Raw genomic sequence first — 17,698 nt, 5'->3', positions numbered from 1 at the left:
GTTATTTCAGTATTTTGTGGAGTGAAAGGTTATCTTGACGATATTGATTTAAAAGACGTTGCTGAATTTGAGAGCAAGATTATTGAAAAATGTAAATCAGATAAGCCTGAGATTATCGAGTCAATTTTAACTTCAGGAAAACTTGAGGAAGATAAAGAAAAATTACTTGTTGAGGTAATCACTCAATTAAAAGCAAATTTTAAATCTTAATAATTTATGGCAAGTTTAGACGACCTAAAAAAAAGAATAGCTAGTGTAAAGTCTACACAAAAAATTACTAAAGCTATGAAAATGGTTGCAGCAGCTAAATTAAGAAGAGCTCAAGAAAGCGCTGAGAAGGGAAGACCTTATTCTGAAAAGATGAATAATGTTATTTTAAATTTATCAAATGGTATATCTGATAAAGAAAATGCACCAAAGTTATTGTCAGGGACTGGTCAAGAAAAAACTCATCTTTGTGTGGTGATGACTTCTGATAGAGGTTTATGCGGCGGATTTAATTCTAATATAATTAAAAAAGCTAAAAGTTATTTTGCAAAAATTTTAGATGAAGGTAAAGAACTTAAAATTATTACAGTAGGCTCAAAAGGAAACGACCAATTAAAAAGAGTTTATGGTGATAAAATAATTGAAGATATTTCTTTCAAAGAGTCTAAAAATGCAAATTATTTTGATGCTGACAAAGTTGGGAAAATGGTAATTGAAAAATTTGAGGCAGGTGAATTTGATGTTTGTACAATTTTTTATAACCAATTTAAAAATGTAATTACTCAAATTCCTCAAGCACAGCAAATTATCCCTTTAAATAATGAGGGAGAAGAAAATAGTTCAGAAGAAAGTTACGAATTTGAACCAGATGAAGATGAAATTTTAAGCAATTTATTGCCAAAGAATATTTCTACGCAAATATTTAAAGCAATGTTAGAGAATTCAGCTAGCGAACAAGGGTCTAGAATGAGTGCAATGGATAATGCAACCCGAAACGCAGGTGAAATGGTTGACAAACTTACTATTGAATATAATAGAAGTCGTCAGGCAGCAATTACAAAAGAACTAATAGAAATCATATCAGGAGCAGAAAGTTTATAATTATGAGCAAAGGAATAATCACACAAGTTATTGGAGCGGTAGTAGACGTAAAATTTGATGGTGAACTACCAGAAATTTTAACAGCATTGGAATGTAAAAATGGTGATAACAGACTAGTTTTAGAAGTAGCACAACACTTAGGTGAAACCACTGTAAGAACAATTGCTATGGATGCTACTGAAGGACTAAAAAGAGGTGATGAAGTTACCAACACAAATGCTCCTATTCAAGTTCCGGTTGGGCCTGAAACTCTTGGAAGAATTATCAATGTAATTGGGGAACCAATTGACGAAAGAGGTGAAGTTAAAACCAAAGAAAGTTGGCCAATTCATAGAGCTGCACCTGAATTTAATGACCAATCAACAGAAACTGAAATCCTTGTAACAGGCATCAAAGTAATTGATTTGCTTGCACCGTATGCAAAAGGTGGAAAGATCGGATTATTTGGTGGAGCAGGAGTAGGAAAAACAGTTTTAATTATGGAATTAATTAATAACGTTGCAAAAGCTCATGGTGGTTTTTCAGTTTTTGCGGGAGTCGGAGAGAGAACTAGAGAAGGAAATGACCTTTATCATGAAATGATTGAGTCTGGAGTAATTAAAAAAGATGGAGCTGGTTCAAAAGCTGCTTTAGTTTATGGACAGATGAATGAACCTCCTGGAGCAAGGGCAAGAGTTGCGCTTACAGGGTTAACTGTAGCTGAATACTTTAGAGATCAGGAAGGTCAGGACGTACTTTTCTTTGTAGATAACATTTTTAGATTTACTCAGGCAGGATCAGAGGTTTCAGCTTTGTTGGGAAGAATTCCATCTGCTGTTGGATATCAACCGACATTAGCTACTGACATGGGTAACCTACAAGAAAGAATTACGACTACAAACAAAGGGTCAATCACATCTGTACAAGCAATTTATGTACCTGCTGATGATTTAACAGACCCCGCTCCAGCAACATCGTTTGCTCACTTGGATGCAACGACTGTACTTTCAAGACAAATTGCAGAAATTGGTATTTATCCTGCTGTAGATCCACTTGATTCTACATCAAGAATTTTAGATCCAAGAATTGTTGGAGATGAACATTATAGAGTAGCAAGAGATGTTCAACGAATTCTACAATCATATAAATCACTACAAGATATTATAGCTATTCTTGGTATGGATGAGTTATCAGAAGAAGATAAATTAGTTGTAGCAAGAGCAAGAAAAATCCAGAGATTTTTATCTCAACCATTCTTTGTTGCAGAGGTATTCACTGGTTCTCCAGGAAAACTTGTTGATCTTGACTCAACTATCAAAGGTTTTGATGCAATCTGTAAAGGTGAGTATGACCACTTACCTGAAGCTGCCTTTTATATGGTTGGAACAATTGAAGAAGCTATAGAAAAAGCTAAGAAAATGGAACAAGAAGCTGCTGCTTAATGAGCGAAGAGTTTAAAGTTGAAATAGTAAATCCTGAAAAATCATTTTTAGTAAAAGATGATGTTTCAGAAGTTGTGGTCCCTGCTTTTGAAGGAGAGATGGGAATATTAAAGGATCATATTTCTATTATTTCCTTTTTAAAACCTGGGATAATAAAGATTTTATCAAAATCAGGTGATGAAAATTACTATGTTGAAGATGGGATTGTTGAGTTTAAAAATAACAATCTATCTATTCTAACAAGTACAATTTTTAAACTTGCTGATATGGATAAATCAAAGCAACAAGATTTACTTAAACAGGCAGAAGAAGAGGCTAATAAAACCGATATTAACGATCAATCTAAATATTTAGCAGACCAAAAAGTTGAAGTTTTAAAAACTCTAAATTAATTTTTTTACTTTTTCTTTGAGTTCCTTGTAAACATGATGTTTAAAGTCAACAACAACATCAGTAATTAAATCTAAGTCAATCCACTTCCAATCTAAAAATTCTGGATTAGATGTATTAATATTTATTTCATTATCATTTCCAATAAATCGCATTAAAAACCATTTTTGCTTCTGACCTTTGTACTTACCTTTCCAAATAATACCTAGTAATCTATCAGGTAAATCATAGGTTAATGTACCATCTAATTCTTTTATAAGTTCTACGCTTTTGATACTTGTTTCTTCCTCTAGTTCTCTAAATGCAGCTTTTAAATTATCCTCTCCCTCATCAACACCACCCTGAGGCATTTGCCAAAAATTTTTAGGATTATCTATTCTTTTCGCTACGAATACTTTATTTTCTTTATTTAATAACATAATTCCTACCCCACTTCTCAGTGGTAAATCTTTTAAATTTTTATTCATATTATCCGTTAAGTAACTTAATAGCGTAGTTTAATTGATTATCAGTATCAGTTTTTATTCTAAAATCATCACCTTCTTCATTTACTTCAATATCTGGTCTAACACCTACTTCAGAAATAGATTTTCCAGAAGGAAGATAATATTTTGCGACAGTTAATCTGATAGCACCACGATTTTTTAAAGGAATAATGGATTGGACAGAACCTTTACCAAAGCTATTTTCACCAACGATGATTGCTCTTTTGTGATCCTTTAAAGCTCCAGCAACAATTTCAGATGCAGATGCTGAACCATAGTTAATTAAAACCAATAGTGTTTTTCCATCGGTAATATCTCCTTTTTTTGCAAACCATTTTCTATTTTCAGATTTTTTTCTACTTTTTGTTGAAACTATCTCTCCATTTTCCAGAAAAAAATCTGATATCTTTATTGCTTGAGATAAAAGACCTCCAGGATTATTTCTTAAATCTAAAATAAATGAATTTAAGTTTTTATCTTTCTTAAGTTTTTTAATTTGTTTTTCTATTTGATCACTACTGTTATCGTTAAATGAAGTAAGCCTGATGTATCCAATATTTTCATCTATAATTTCAGATTTTACAGATTGAACCTGAATAACTTCTCTTATGATATTAAATGTTAGCGCTTTTCTTTCGCCTCTCCGTCTTACTGTTAACTCTATTCCAGAACCTACAGGTCCTCTCATTAAATCAACAGCTTCACTTAATGATTTTCCTTGAACCTGGACATCATTTATTTTGACTATGTAATCACCAGCTTTTAATCCAGCCCTAGATGCAGGTGTATCATCTATTGGTGAAATTACTTTTACCACACCAGCCTCCATACTAACTTCAATTCCTAGTCCACCAAATTCACCACTGGTTTCTGTTTGCATTTCATCAAAAATTTTAGGAGACATGTAGGATGAATAAGGATCTAAGGATTGTAAAAGTCCATTGATAGCAGAGTCCATACTCTCAGATTGGTTGAACTCATCAACATACTCTTTATTAATTTTTTCTAGAACCTCACCGAAGAGATCAATTTTTTTATAAATATCAATTTCAGCTGAAATAACTGTTTTATTTAAATAAAAAACAGAAAAAAAAATTAATAATAAAAATTTAATTTTTTTCATATCATCACTTTTTCTTTTGGAATTAGCTCTGACCAAATTTTTTCTAATTCATAAAATTTTCTTTTTTCTGGATGAAAAATATGAACAATCAAATCAATCCCATCAACAAGTTTCCATTCTCCACTTTCTTTACCCTCAATTTTTGAGTCTTTTACACCGTTATTTTTAAGTTTTTCTAAAACTTGTTCTGATAAAGATTGAATATGTCTAGATGATGTTCCACTTGCTATGATCATGTAATCAGCCATAGAACTTTTGTCTTTAAGATCAATAGTTACAATGTCTTGAGCTTTATTGAGATCTAGTGTTTTAATTACAATTTCTTTTAAGTCTGAAATTTTGTCCATTAATTGATTTTAGATTATCAAATTTTTCTTAATTGAGAAGATGAAATGTTGACTTTATTAAACTCAACAAACTCTAGATTGGCCTTACTAAGTTGCTTAAATGTCTTTGATTTTAAAGAATTTTTTTTATACCCATGTCGATCAAAAACTAGAATGTTACATTTTTGTGAAATTAATTTAGATTTATGCCATTTATGAAAATTAATAAGGTTGTCGGCACCCATTAAAAAATAAATTTCAATGTTTTTATCTTTTTTTAAATGATTGATTAAATTTATAGTTTTATTTGATTTAATAATTTTTTCATAAAATTTAACCTTAATAAATGAATTTGTACCAATTATTTTTTTACAAAATTTAATCCTGTCAGCAAGAGTTGTCTTACTCTCTATTTTAAATGGATTTTTTTTTGTAATTGCCCAAATAATTTTTTTGAGTTTAAATCTTTTTTTTGCTTCCTTAGAAATTGCCAAATGTCCTTTATGAGCAGGATCAAACGATCCGCCCAATACACCAATTTTTATTTTTGTGTTATTCAATTTAATTTCTTATTTTACCATTACTAGTAATTTCATATTTATATGAAATCAATTGATTTAAACCCACAGGACCTCTCGGTGGTAGTGTATTAGTAGAAATACCAACTTCTCCACCAAATCCAAATTCACCACCATCAGCAAATTGAGTTGAGGTATTATGCATTGCAATTGAGCTTTTAACATTTTTTAAGAAATATTTTGCTGTTTTTTTATTTTTTGTAATGATGGAGTCAGTGTGCATAGTTCCGTATTTATTAATATGCTTAATTGCCTCTACAGAATTTTGAACAACTTTAACAGATACAATTGATGATAAATATTCAGTTGACCAATCTTTTTCTTTTGCAGGATATACTTGGCCTTTGTAATAACTCTTCAAAATCTTATCGCCAATTATTTTACAACCACTATTTTCAAGTGCCTGCAAAATAGGATTACTAAATTTTTTGACTACATTTTTGTGAATAAGAATAGTTTCAGTCGCACCACAAATACTTGTATTTCTTAATTTAGCGTTATAGACAACTTCTTTAGCCATTTTTAATTCTGCATCTTTATCTATATAAGTATGACAAAGCCCTTCTAAGTGCCCAATTATAGGTACTTTAGATAATTCTAAAACTTTTTTAACTAAATTTTTTCCACCACGAGGTATGATGACATCGATATATTTTTTCATTTTAGAAAGCATAATATCCACAAGCCTCCTTTGCTTTGAATCAATAAATTGTATAAAGTTTTCATTAACTTTATTTTTTTTAAGTGCTTTTCTAAACAACTTAGCTAAAGCTTTATTTGAGTTTATGGCCTCAGAGCCACCTTTCAAAATCACTACATTTCCAGATTTAAAACAAAGACTAGCAACATCTGAAGTTACATTTGGTCTACTTTCATAAATAACCCCAATAACTCCAATTGGTATTGATACTCTTTTAATATTCAAACCATTTGGTCTTTTCCATTTTTCTAAAGTGCTATCTATAGGGTCCCTTAATTTAGCTATTTTTAAAATAGAATTTATTATTCCATCTAATTTATTTTCATTTAAATGAAGTCTTTTGATTAAGTTCTCTTTTAACCCTTTTTTTCTTGCGTAATTAATATCTTTTGAATTTTGATTTATAATAAATTTTTTTTCATTCTTAATTAATTTTGCGTAATCATTTAAGACTTTATTTTTTACTTCAGTTGAAACTTTATACTCACTAGCTTTTCGAGCTTTTATTCCAATTAAATTCATATATTTAATCATTTAAATTTCCACCATATCATCTTTATGAATAACTTCTGATTTTGCAACATAGCCTAATAATTTTTCAATTTCATTAGAGTGATGACCCATAATTTTAGCCACCTCATCAGAAGTAAAGGAGCTTAACCCTCTAGCACATTCATTATTTTTTTTATCTAATACTTTAATATGATCACCTTTGTTAAATCTCCCCGAAACTTTTCTAATTCCTGCTGCTAACAAACTTTTTCCAGATTTTAATGCTTTCTTAGCACCATCATCAATTATTAAAGCTCCTTTAGGTGCTACAGAACTTATTATCCATTTTTTTCTAGCATCTAACTTTGAAATTTTAGGACTAAACCAAGTACAATTATTTTTTTCAATTATTTTTGAAATAGGATTTGAATATAGTCCATTGGCAATAACCATACTAGTACCAGCAAGCTGACATATTTTTGCTGCTTCGATTTTTGTATGCATACCACCACTTCCATATTCATTTACACCTTTAATATAAATATTTTTTAGATCTTTTTTTAGATCATCAATCTTCTTTATTAGTTTAGCATCCTTAAAAATTTTAGGATTTTTTGTATACAAACCATCAACATCAGATAATAAAATTAAGGTATCTGCGTTTGTAATTTGCGCAACCCTAGATGCCAATCTATCATTATCTCCATATTTTATTTCACTCGTTGCAATAGTATCATTTTCATTGACTACAGGAATAAAACCAAGTTCAAAAAGATTATCAAAAGTTCGTTTTGCATTTAGAGATCTTCTTCTTTCCTCAGTATCTTCTAATGTAAGCAAAATCTGAGAAATATTTAATTTATACTTTGAGAAAGTTTGTGAAAATAAATTCATCAGCTCTATTTGACCAATAGAAGCAATAGCTTGACTCTTATCTAATTTAATATTTTTTTTGTTATAATTCATTTTCTTGCAACCTAAAGCAATAGCGCCAGAGCTAACAATAACTACTTTTTGATTTTTATCTCTTAATTTTTTAATATCTTTTGCAAAACTAGATAACCATTGTCTCCTAATTTTTTTATTTTGATCAACTAGAAGAGATGATCCAATTTTGACAACAATAATTTTGGAGTTTTTAAGATACATAAGATAAAAGTTTTGCTTTAATTTTTGATACAGATTCTTTTTCCAAAGTTGTCATTGTCATAATCTCGCAATTTTTACCTTTTGAAAAATGATCTATAATTTCATTTGCTGTTTCTTCATCAATCAAATCAATTTTATTAAGCACAATTAGTTCTTTTTTTTCTAATAACTTTGCACTGTAGCTTTTTAATTCATTTTTTACCTGATTATAAGACTCATTCAGATCTAAGTTGGTGATATCGATTAAGTGTAGTAAAGATTTACATCTCTCTATATGTTTTAAAAACTGTATTCCTAAGCCTATACCTTCATGAGCTCCTTCAACTAATCCTGGTATATCTGCAATGGTAATTTCTTTATCATCGTAAGAAGCCACGCCAAGGTTTGGATTAATAGTTGTGAATTTGTAATTTGCAATTTTTGGATTTGCGTTTGTTAATGCTGCTAACAAACTTGATTTTCCTGCATTTGGTAATCCAATAATACCAATATCAGCAATTGTTTTTAATTGAAGCCATATTGTAAATTCTTCTCCGATAGTGCCTTTAGTAAATTTTCTTGGAGCTCTATTTGTAGAACTTTTGAATCTTGTGTTTCCTAAACCTCCTTTTCCACCAGCAGCTGCAACATATTCTTCACCTTTTTTATTAAAATCGAAAAGAAGAGTTTTGTTATCCTCTTCAAATACCTGTGTACCTAGAGGAACTTTTAAAATTAAATTTTCACCACCTTTTCCTGTTCGATTTTGACCGGAACCGTTTTCCCCACGTTCGGCTTTGTGGTGTTGTTGATATCGATAATCAATAAGGGTATTTAAATTTTCCTCTGACTTTAAAATAATTGATCCACCTTTTCCACCATCCCCACCATCTGGTCCACCAAACTCAACATATTTCTCTCTTCTAAAACTAGGAGATCCATCTCCGCCGTTTCCAGCTTTAATATATATTTTAACTTGATCGAGAAATTTCATAATACAACATCTATTTTAATTGGTTGTACTATTAATTGGGCTTTACAGAAACGAAAGTTCTATCTGATTTTGATTTTTTGAAGACAACTTTTCCCTTAACAACTGAAAATATTGAATGATCTTTACCCATACCAACATTTTCACCTGGAAAAATCTTAGTTCCTCTTTGTCTAACAATTATGTTTCCAGGAATTACTGTTTCACCACCATACTTTTTTACACCAAGTCTTCTACCGGCACTATCTCGTCCGTTTCGTGATGATCCACCTGCTTTTTTTGTTGCCATAACTTACCTAATAACTATTTGCTTACTGCTTCCTTAACTTCTTCTTTTTTTGAAGTTTTAGAAATTTTTTCAGCTTCTGATAACACTTTACCATCTTTTGAAAAAATTTTGTTAATTCTTATCATAGAATATTCTTGTCTATGCCCATTTTTTCTTCTTGAATTTTGTCTTCTTCTTTTTTTAAAAATTAAAATAGTTCTATTTTTGCTATTTTTAATTAAATCAGCTTCTACTTTTGCACCCTCAACATTTGGAGTTCCAATTTCAATTGATTTGTTATCACCGTATGCCAAAATTTCATTAAACTCTATCTTAGTCTCAGGTTTAGAATCTGTTAGTTTTTCAATCTTTAGAATTTCTCCAGATTTTACTTTATACTGTTTTCCACCTGTTTTTATTACTGCGTATGACATAGTATGATTTAATTTAAAGTTATCGCAATATAGTTGTAGTCAGCCTATAGTCAAGCCGAATTAATTAGAAATTATCCTTAAAATCTCTTAATTTTGAAAAGGTTTCCACATCTTTTGCTCTTAAAAATATATTACAATCTAATTCCTCCTTTAAGGTTGAGGGTATGGTAGGAATTCCCTTTTCTCTTAATTTTTCTATTTTTTCTATTTTTTTTTGCAAATCTTTATTCTCAGAATCATATTTTTTGCAAAATTTTGCATTGTTAAGAGTGTATTCATGACCACAATAAATTTTTGTCTCTTTTGGTAATAATTTAATTTTGTTCAAAGATTCAAACATTTCTTCATAAGAGCCTTCAAATATTCTTCCACAGCCAAGTGAGAAAAGTGTATCTCCAGTAAAAACTAATTTTTCTTTAAAAAAATTAAAACAAATATGTCCTGATGTGTGTCCAGGTATATGCATAATTTTAGCTTCAAAGTTTTCAGCTTTCCATATTTGATTGTCTTGTAACAATATGTCTATTCCAGGTATTCTTTTTGAGTCTCCTTTAAAACCTATAACAACTGACCCATATTTTTTTTTTAATTCTTGATTTCCTCCGATATGATCATAATGATGATGGGTATTAAGAATATATTTTAATTTTATATTTTTATTTTTTAGGAAATTTATTATTGGTTCAGACTCACTAGGATCTACGACACACGCAAAATTGTTACTTTCGTCTATTATTAAATAGCTATAGTTGTCTTGAAGACAGGGTATAATTTCAATACGCATTTTATTTTTCTATCAAAAATATACCTAGATCTGCAGATAAATTTTTAACTCCTAAATTACTCTCATTTATTATTGATGAATTAAGATTATTTAAAGCAAGTGATTTAAAAATTTTAATATCTTTTGATTTTACAAAGTGAAAAAAATCTTTGATTGTACACATATGTAAATTTGGTGTGTTATACCATTCATCTGGTAATGTTTTTGTAATTGGCATTGTGCCTTTAAATAATAAATGAAATCTTACTTTCCAGTATCCAAAATTAGGAATCGTAACTATTGCTTTTTTTCCAACTCTTAAAAGTTCATCTAAAACTAATTCAGGATTAAGAAAAGCTTGAAGGGTTTGACTTAAAACAACATAATCAAATGATTTGTCTGGAAATTGCTTTAAATCTTTTTCAGCATTTCCTTCAATTACAGTTAAACCTTTAGCAATACATTCTTGCACTTTTTCTTTTGAAATCTCTAATCCTCTTATATTTATGTTTTTATTATCCTTTAAAAATTTCATCAAAGTTCCATCGGCACAACCAACATCTAAGACCTTCTTATCTTTTTCAATTAAATCTGCTATTACCTGAAATTCATTTTTCATAATTAATTTTCTTCGTAAGATTTATCTAAAAAGTTTTTAAGTGCACTCAAGAAATCAGGAACGTCTAGTAAAAAGGAGTCGTGACCTTTATCTGACTCAATTTCTACAAATCCAACATCAGCTCCTATTGAGTTTAAAGCAATCACAATATCTTTGTTTTCTTGGGTTGGATAAAGCCAATCTGAAGTAAATGAAATTATAAAAAATTTCGCTTTTGTATTTATAAAAGCATCTGAAAGATTACCTTTGAATTGCTTAGCTAAATCAAAATAATCCATAGCTCTAGTAATATAAAGATAAGTATTTGCGTCAAATCTATCTACGAAAACTGATCCCTGATATCTTAAATAACTTTCTATTTGAAAGTCAGCGTCAAATCCAAATTTAAGATCTTCTCTTTCTTGTAACTTTCTTCCAAATTTTTCCTGCAAACCTTTTTTAGATAAATAAGTAATATGAGCTGCCATTCTAGCTACCGCCAATCCTTTTCCAGGATTAGTTTCGTTTGATGTATAATTTCCATCCTTCCAGTTACTATCAGCTGTAATAGCTTGTCTACCTAGCTCGTTAAAAGCAATATTTTGAGCTGAATGACTAGATGTGGTTGCTATCGGTATGACTGTTTTAGATTTATCAGGAAAATTACTAATAAACTGAAGGACTTGCATACCTCCCATTGAACCACCAGTTATAGAAAATAGTTTATCAATACCAAAATGATCAAGTAAATTATATTGAGCATTCACCATATCATTAATTGTAATAACTGGAAAATTTGTTCCAAAAATTTTTTGATCAGGATCTTTATGACTTGGTCCGTATGATCCCATACATCCTCCAATTACATTAGAGCAAATAACAAAATATTTATTCGTATCGATAGCCTTATCAGGACCTACTGCATAACTCCACCAGCCCTCTTTGTTAGTTACAGGGTTTGTTCCAGTTACAAATTGATCTCCAGTTAGAGCATGAAAAACTAATATTGCATTATCTTTTTTTGAATTAAGTGAACCGTAAGTTTCATAGGCTATTGGAAAATCTTTTATGGTCTTCCCACAGTCTAATTTTAGTGGTTTCTTTACAATCAAAGTTTTTATGTTTTTCTCAGTATTCATAGTTTTTGACTGTTTCGAATTGTGAGAAAAAAAACTATTTTAGCGGTTTTTTTTAAGCGCTCGCAATTCAGTTAAATCAGCGCATAATTTTTTTACTAGAACTTATTTATTATGTCAATTTTTTAAAAAAACCTCTTATTCTCTATAAAATTTTGTAATTTTATCTATAAAGAGCACATAAATTAAAAAAAAATGATAACTCCAAATTTCAAAAAATTTAAAATTGAGGCTTATAAGCCTGGTAAATCAAAAGTTAAAAAACTTAAGAACGTAATTAAACTTTCTGCAAATGAGTCTGCTTTAGGTATGAGCCCTAAAGCAAAGAAAATAATATCAAATAAAAATCTGAATTTAGATAAATATCCAGATGGAAAATCTCAAAATTTAAGAAAAGCAATATCTAAAGCTTATAAATGTAATTCTGAGAAAATTATTTGTGGAGCAGGTTCAGATGAAGTTATCCAAATGCTCTGTCAGTTATTTTTAAACCCAAAAGATGAGGTTGTGGTACCAGAGTACAGTTTTTTAATGTACAGAATTTACTCAAAAATTGTAGGTGCAAAAGTTGTATTTGCAAAAGAAATTAAATTTAAAGTTTCAGTAAATGAAATTTTAAAAAAAATAACAAAAAAAACTAAAATTGTTTTTATAGCTAACCCAAATAATCCTACAGGAACTTACTTAACGAAAAAAGAAGTTTTACAATTAAGAAAAAGATTAAATAAAAAAATTTTACTAGTTATAGATGATGCCTATGCAGAATATATGAAAAACAAAGATTATTCATCTGGGTTAGATTTGTTTAAAAATAAAGACAATGTTTTCATCCTTAGAACTTTTTCAAAAATGTTTGGATTAGCTTCTCTGAGAGTAGGTTGGGGATATGGATCAAAAAAAATAGTTGATGCGCTAAATGTTATAAAACCACCATTTAATGTAAATGGTATTGCTCAATTAGCTGCCACCGAGTCACTGAAGGATAAAGCTTTCATAAATAAATCGATTAGACATAATTTATTATATTCTGAAAAAATTAAGAAATTTCTTGAGACATATAATATTTTTTCAAATTCAGTTTCAGCAAATTTTTTGTTACTTAATTTTGAAAAATGCAGATATTCAGCAAAATTTCTATATGAAAAACTTAAAAATAAGGGAATTATTTTAAGATCAACAGAAGATGGTTATCATATAAAGAATAAATTAAGGTTAACTATTGGATCTAAAAAAGAAAACTTAAAATTTATGAGTGTTATTAAGCAAGTATTGAAAAAATGAAAAATATTTTAATTATTGGTTGTGGATTATTAGGTTCATCTTTATTAAGGCGTATTAGCAAAAAAAAAATAGCAAAAAAAATATTTATTTATGAAAAATCAAAATCAAATATTGCCAAGATAAAAAGATTAAAATTACCTGGAACAATTGTTAAATCATTAAAAGAAGGTGCATGTAATTCCGATTTCATAATCTTTTGTACACCAATGAGTGAATACAAAAATATTATTTTAAAAATTAATAAATTTATAACATCGAAAACATTGATTACAGATATTGGTTCTTCGAAAATTGAAACTTCTAAAATTATAAATAAATTTTTAAAGAAAGGTATTCATTGGATTCAAAGTCACCCAATAGCTGGATCAGAGGTCAGTGGACCAGAGCATGGTAAAGAAAATATGTTTACTGATAGATGGTGCATAATAATTAAAGAAAAAAATATTAAAAAAAATAATATAAATATTCTAACTAAGTTTTGGAAAAAAATTGGAGCAAAAGTAGTTGTTATGAGCGCTGAAAAACATGACAAAATTTTTTCAATTACTAGTCATTTACCACATTTAGTTGCATATAATCTGGTGAAATCTGCACAAGATTTTGAGAAAAAACAAAATTATGAACTAATCAAATATAGCGCTGGTGGATTAAGAGATTTTTCAAGGATTGCAGCATCAAATGAAATCATGTGGAGAGATATTTTTTTTAACAATAAAAATAATATTTCAAAAGCGATTGATTTGTTTATTAAAAATTTAAATCAATTTAAAAAAGATATTAATTCAAAAAATAATAAGTCTATCGTAAAGAAACTTATTCAGACTAAAAAAGTAAGGTCAAAAATCATCAAATTGAAACAAGATATTGATAAACCTGACTTTGGAAGAAATTAATATTTTATTTTAGATACTTTTTTTACCTTTAGCTTGGCAGTTTTTTCAATTCTATTAATTGTTTCTATAATTGGCATAATAATTACTTTTTTTTCTGGACCATAAGCATGAATTAGTTGTTTAGAATTTAAACAGATAGCAACATGACCTTTCCAAAAAATAACATCTCCTTTTTTAAATAGTTTTTTCTTTGAATTCTTTTTTGTATATTTGATCTGATCTTTTGTATCTCTTGGATAAAACGAATTATTATAAAAATAAAATATTTGCAATAAGGCTGAACAATCAATACCTTTAAATGTTTTTCCACCCCAAACATATTTTTTATCGATAAATTTTTTAAATATTTTTGTAAAATTATTTTCCTTATGGTTTATTTTTTTAATATCAGCTTTTTTAATCCATTTATTTTTTTCAATTTTTACGTAATTCTTATTTTGCTCAAATACAGATAATTTGGATGCAAATGGAAGCCAACTGTTAGTTCCAATTCCAGGTTTTTTATAAATCTTTGCTTTTAGTGAACTGACTTTATAATTGGGGCTAAATTTTTCTATATATTTTGAATTTTTTATAAACCCCTTATAATTATCAAATAAAGTTTTAATTTTTATCCAATTTTTATTTTTTGCTAATATTTTGAATTTTTCACCATGTATAATTTGTGAAGTTACTTCAGATCTTTTCGAAGGATTTTTGTAAATATTCGAAAAATTACCTATGAAATAAAAATTATTTTGCACCAACTTTAATTTTGTTTTTAATTAACCACAAACAAATTAATGATGGTATCACCATTATAGTCGTTAAAACAAAAAATGTTCCCCAATCTCCGTTTAACCAGTCAACTAGAGCTCCAGAGGATGAAGCTAAAGTAGTACGACCAGCAGTACCAATTGAAGCAAGCAATGCATATTGTGTGGCTGTATAAGTTCTATCAACTAGTAATGATATAAATGCAACAAATGCTACAGTTGCAAAAGCTGCTGTGATATCATCAGCTATAACCGCAATTGCAAATAAAATTTCTGATTTTCCAGTCCACGCTAAAACTGCAAATAAAAGATTTGTTATAGCCATTAACCCACCAGCAAAGAACATAGTTTTAATTGTTCCAGCTCTCATAGCCATTACACCACCCAACAAAGTAAATACAACAGTTGTTATCCAACCAAGTCCTTTTGAATAAATTGCAATTTGACCTTTGGAGAATCCAATTTCTTTATAAAAAACAATAGACATTCTTCCCATAAATGCCTCGCCTATTTTAAACAAAAAAACAAACCCTAAAATTCCAGCTGCAATAGCAAAACCATTTTTTCTAAAAAAACTAATTATAGGTCCGCCTATAGTTCCTGTAATATATGCGATAAAGTTTGTAATAATATTGCTAGATCCAAGTTTTTCTTCAATTAATTTGTCTGTTTCTCTCTGTTTTGCTTGTCTGTTTGTCTCTATAGGTTCATGAACAAACATTAATCCAATATTCATTAAAATTATTAAAATACCTAAAATCAAAAAAGTAGCTTGCCAGTAGTCAGTTACCCCTATGTTTTCAAAAAATTCTGCCGTAAATAAAGCAACAACCCCACCTAATTTATAACCTGTCCACCAACCAACAACAGCCATGGCTGCGCCGGCAGCCATTGATTTTCCTTCATTTTCATTTATCTGTTCAATTCTTAATGCATCCACAGTTATATCTTGGGTTGCTGACGCGATTGCAATAATTAAACCTACAGTAATTAATAAAGCCAAATTTTCAGTTGGATTAATCACACTCCAAACAACAAGACTTAACAAAATAATTAATTGCATCAAAACTATCCATCCTCTTCTATGACCTAATTTTTTTGTTAGTATTGGAATTTGAATTCTATCTATAATGGGAGCCCACAAATAATTGAAAGCGTAAACTCCAAATATTAAACCAGCCCAACCAATTGTTGATCTACTAAGACCTTCTTCTTTAAGCCAAAGACTTAAGCTACTTGCAATTAATACCCATGGGAAACCACTTATTGCACCTAATAAAAGAATTCTTACCATTCGAATATCTTTATAAACTGCAAGAGAATCAAGCCATGTTTGTTTCTTTGTTTCAGACATAATTAATTTCTCCAAAAAGATGGTAAGAACAATACTAATATCGCAAACAACTCAAGTCTACCTAAAATCATACCTAAAGTTAAAATCCATTTAGAAATATCAGGTAAAGCCGAAAAATCTCCATTAGGCCCAATTATAGGACCTAATCCTGGACCTACATTCGATATTGATGTTGCTGCTCCAGAGATAGCAGTTATAAAATCGAGACCAGTTAATGATAATAATGCAGCTAAAATAAAAAAAATAACAAAGTAAAAATAAATAAATGAAATTATTGATGCAATAAATTTATCATCAACAGATCCTTGATCGTATTTAATTATAAATATTCCCTTTGGATATATAATTTTTTTTAATTGATTTAATATAAATAAATAAAGAATTTGAATTCTAAAGATTTTAATACCACAAGTAGTAGATCCAGCACACCCTCCAATAAACATTAGTGCAAGAAATATTGTTATTGGAAAGCTTCCCCAACCATCAAATTGAGCATTGACATAGCCTGTTCCAGTCAATATTGAAATTGTATTAAAAAAAATAGATCTTAAATTGAAGTTTCCGTTATTATTAAATAATAAATAAATTGATAATATAATAATGCTTATAATTATTATTTTAATAAATGTTCTAATTTGAATATCGCTTAAAAATATACTTTTATTACCATTAATAAATTTAATATATGCAATAAATGGAATACTTCCTAAAATTATAAAAATCATCGATGATATTTCTATAGGAACGCTGTCAAAATATCCGATAGATTGATTATAATTAGAAAATCCACCAGTAGCTATGGTAGTCATAGAATGAGTTAAACTATCAAATTTCCCCATTCCAAATATCCAATATGAAAATGCACAAAGAGCGGTTAAACCTGAATAAATATAAATAAGTCTCAAAGCTATTTCTTTTGATTTAGGAAGAATTTTTTCAGATGAGTCGTTGCTAGAAATTTTAAATAATTGCATACCACCAACATTCATTATAGGCATTAGAGTAATTGCCATCACAATAATACCAATGCCACCTAGCCATTGTAGTATTGCTCTCCATAATAGAATGCCTTTTGGAGTACTCTCTAAGTTGGAAATAATTGTAGATCCAGTTGTTGTAATACCAGACATACTCTCAAAAAAGGCATCAGTAATTGAAAGCTCCATAGTTGAAAATATAAATGGTAAAGATCCAAAAATAGCAATACTTAACCAGGACAAAGCAGTTAATAAGAAAGCTTGTTGTAAATTTAACTTTTTGTCGTGGTCTAGATTTGAAAGAAAAAATAATGATCCAAAAATTATTGTTACAATAGATGCACCAAAAAATGAAGAGTCTATTTCAGAATAAATAAATTGAGCAATTATAGGGATCAACATTGAAACCCCTAAAATTATTTGCAAAATTCCAAGTGTAAAAAAAACAGTTTTATAATTAGACATTTTGAAAGAACATTATTTTATGGTAAATAAATTTCAACTCTATAAGAATTA

The 17,698-nt window shown here is 28.9% G+C and carries 20 protein-coding genes and 1 pseudogene; 6 read left to right on the top strand and 15 right to left on the bottom strand.

What is annotated here, in order from left to right; translation table 11 throughout:
- The 4 genes and pseudogenes from AMN88_RS04455 to atpC form a co-directional block, all read left to right on the top strand.
- A pseudogene (locus AMN88_RS04455) lies at positions 1-210 on the top strand (F0F1 ATP synthase subunit alpha); the annotation flags it as partial.
- A 6-nt stretch (positions 211-216) separates the two neighbouring features.
- Positions 217-1,089, top strand: coding sequence for a F0F1 ATP synthase subunit gamma (locus tag AMN88_RS04450; RefSeq protein WP_075536601.1), 873 nt, complete (start codon positions 217-219; stop codon positions 1,087-1,089).
- A 2-nt stretch (positions 1,090-1,091) separates the two neighbouring features.
- The gene (gene atpD / locus AMN88_RS04445; protein ID WP_075536600.1) at positions 1,092-2,510 is read left to right on the top strand and encodes a F0F1 ATP synthase subunit beta; all 1,419 of its coding nucleotides are present in this window, start codon (positions 1,092-1,094) and stop codon (positions 2,508-2,510) included.
- Positions 2,510-2,902, top strand: coding sequence for an ATP synthase F1 subunit epsilon (gene atpC, locus AMN88_RS04440; RefSeq protein WP_075536599.1), 393 nt, complete (start codon positions 2,510-2,512; stop codon positions 2,900-2,902). Before atpD ends, atpC begins: the two co-directional genes overlap by 1 nt.
- Here the strand turns inward: atpC and AMN88_RS04435 are convergent.
- The 12 genes from AMN88_RS04435 to metX form a co-directional block, all read right to left on the bottom strand.
- Positions 2,894-3,367, bottom strand: a complete 474-nt coding sequence (locus AMN88_RS04435; RefSeq protein WP_075536598.1) for an RNA pyrophosphohydrolase — start codon at positions 3,365-3,367, stop codon at positions 2,894-2,896. The two genes, atpC and AMN88_RS04435, sit on opposite strands and share 9 nt — an antisense overlap.
- Position 3,368: 1 nt before the next feature.
- Complete coding sequence (locus AMN88_RS04430; RefSeq protein WP_082254627.1) at positions 3,369-4,508, bottom strand: S41 family peptidase; 1,140 nt, start codon at positions 4,506-4,508, stop codon at positions 3,369-3,371.
- The gene (gene rsfS / locus AMN88_RS04425; protein ID WP_075536597.1) at positions 4,505-4,855 is read right to left on the bottom strand and encodes a ribosome silencing factor; all 351 of its coding nucleotides are present in this window, start codon (positions 4,853-4,855) and stop codon (positions 4,505-4,507) included. The genes AMN88_RS04430 and rsfS overlap by 4 nt, the downstream gene beginning before the upstream one ends.
- 17 nt (positions 4,856-4,872) lie before the next feature.
- Positions 4,873-5,400, bottom strand: a complete 528-nt coding sequence (gene nadD, locus AMN88_RS04420) for a nicotinate (nicotinamide) nucleotide adenylyltransferase (protein ID WP_256997792.1) — start codon at positions 5,398-5,400, stop codon at positions 4,873-4,875.
- Positions 5,396-6,646 (bottom strand): glutamate-5-semialdehyde dehydrogenase, encoded by a 1,251-nt coding sequence (locus tag AMN88_RS04415; protein ID WP_075536596.1) that lies wholly within the window; start codon positions 6,644-6,646, stop codon positions 5,396-5,398. The genes nadD and AMN88_RS04415 overlap by 5 nt, the downstream gene beginning before the upstream one ends.
- Positions 6,647-7,753 (bottom strand): glutamate 5-kinase, encoded by a 1,107-nt coding sequence (gene proB, locus AMN88_RS04410; protein WP_075536595.1) that lies wholly within the window; start codon positions 7,751-7,753, stop codon positions 6,647-6,649.
- Complete coding sequence (gene cgtA / locus AMN88_RS04405) at positions 7,743-8,726, bottom strand: Obg family GTPase CgtA (protein WP_075536594.1); 984 nt, start codon at positions 8,724-8,726, stop codon at positions 7,743-7,745. Before cgtA ends, proB begins: the two co-directional genes overlap by 11 nt.
- A 31-nt stretch (positions 8,727-8,757) precedes the next feature.
- Positions 8,758-9,012: a 50S ribosomal protein L27 gene (gene rpmA, locus AMN88_RS04400; RefSeq protein WP_023854670.1), complete on the bottom strand. Its 255-nt coding sequence runs from the start codon at positions 9,010-9,012 to the stop codon at positions 8,758-8,760.
- Positions 9,013-9,026: 14 nt separating this feature from the next.
- Entirely contained in the window at positions 9,027-9,425 is a 399-nt protein-coding gene (gene rplU / locus AMN88_RS04395) for a 50S ribosomal protein L21 (protein WP_075536593.1), read from the bottom strand.
- 64 nt (positions 9,426-9,489) lie between these two features.
- Positions 9,490-10,209, bottom strand: coding sequence for a hydroxyacylglutathione hydrolase (gene gloB / locus AMN88_RS04390; RefSeq protein WP_075536592.1), 720 nt, complete (start codon positions 10,207-10,209; stop codon positions 9,490-9,492).
- Between the two features lies 1 nt (position 10,210).
- The gene (gene metW, locus AMN88_RS04385; protein WP_075536591.1) at positions 10,211-10,807 is read right to left on the bottom strand and encodes a methionine biosynthesis protein MetW; all 597 of its coding nucleotides are present in this window, start codon (positions 10,805-10,807) and stop codon (positions 10,211-10,213) included.
- Positions 10,808-10,809: 2 nt separating this feature from the next.
- Entirely contained in the window at positions 10,810-11,925 is a 1,116-nt protein-coding gene (gene metX / locus AMN88_RS04380; RefSeq protein WP_075536590.1) for a homoserine O-acetyltransferase MetX, read from the bottom strand.
- Positions 11,926-12,117: 192 nt separating this feature from the next.
- Between metX and hisC the strand changes: the two genes are divergently transcribed.
- Positions 12,118-13,203, top strand: a complete 1,086-nt coding sequence (gene hisC / locus AMN88_RS04375; RefSeq protein ID WP_075536589.1) for a histidinol-phosphate transaminase — start codon at positions 12,118-12,120, stop codon at positions 13,201-13,203.
- Entirely contained in the window at positions 13,200-14,096 is an 897-nt protein-coding gene (locus AMN88_RS04370; RefSeq protein WP_075536588.1) for a prephenate dehydrogenase, read from the top strand. Before hisC ends, AMN88_RS04370 begins: the two co-directional genes overlap by 4 nt.
- Here AMN88_RS04370 and AMN88_RS04365 read toward each other — a convergent pair.
- From AMN88_RS04365 to AMN88_RS04355, 3 genes are read right to left on the bottom strand one after another with little or no spacing between them, the layout of a single operon-like run.
- Positions 14,093-14,839 carry a C40 family peptidase gene (locus AMN88_RS04365; protein ID WP_075536587.1) on the bottom strand — a complete coding sequence of 249 codons (747 nt, stop codon included), beginning with the start codon at positions 14,837-14,839 and terminating at the stop codon, positions 14,093-14,095. The two genes, AMN88_RS04370 and AMN88_RS04365, sit on opposite strands and share 4 nt — an antisense overlap.
- Positions 14,829-16,205, bottom strand: coding sequence for an AmpG family muropeptide MFS transporter (locus tag AMN88_RS04360; RefSeq protein WP_075536586.1), 1,377 nt, complete (start codon positions 16,203-16,205; stop codon positions 14,829-14,831). Before AMN88_RS04360 ends, AMN88_RS04365 begins: the two co-directional genes overlap by 11 nt.
- A 2-nt stretch (positions 16,206-16,207) precedes the next feature.
- Positions 16,208-17,647, bottom strand: coding sequence for a TrkH family potassium uptake protein (locus AMN88_RS04355; RefSeq protein ID WP_075536585.1), 1,440 nt, complete (start codon positions 17,645-17,647; stop codon positions 16,208-16,210).
- Positions 17,648-17,698: the final 51 nt, after the last annotated feature.

It is taken from the genome of Candidatus Pelagibacter communis, from assembly GCF_001180165.1.
GTDB lineage: Bacteria > Pseudomonadota > Alphaproteobacteria > Pelagibacterales > Pelagibacteraceae > Pelagibacter > Pelagibacter ubique_P.
Note: the sequence above shows the minus strand (reverse complement) of the source record. Positions and strands in the feature narration are given on the sequence as shown.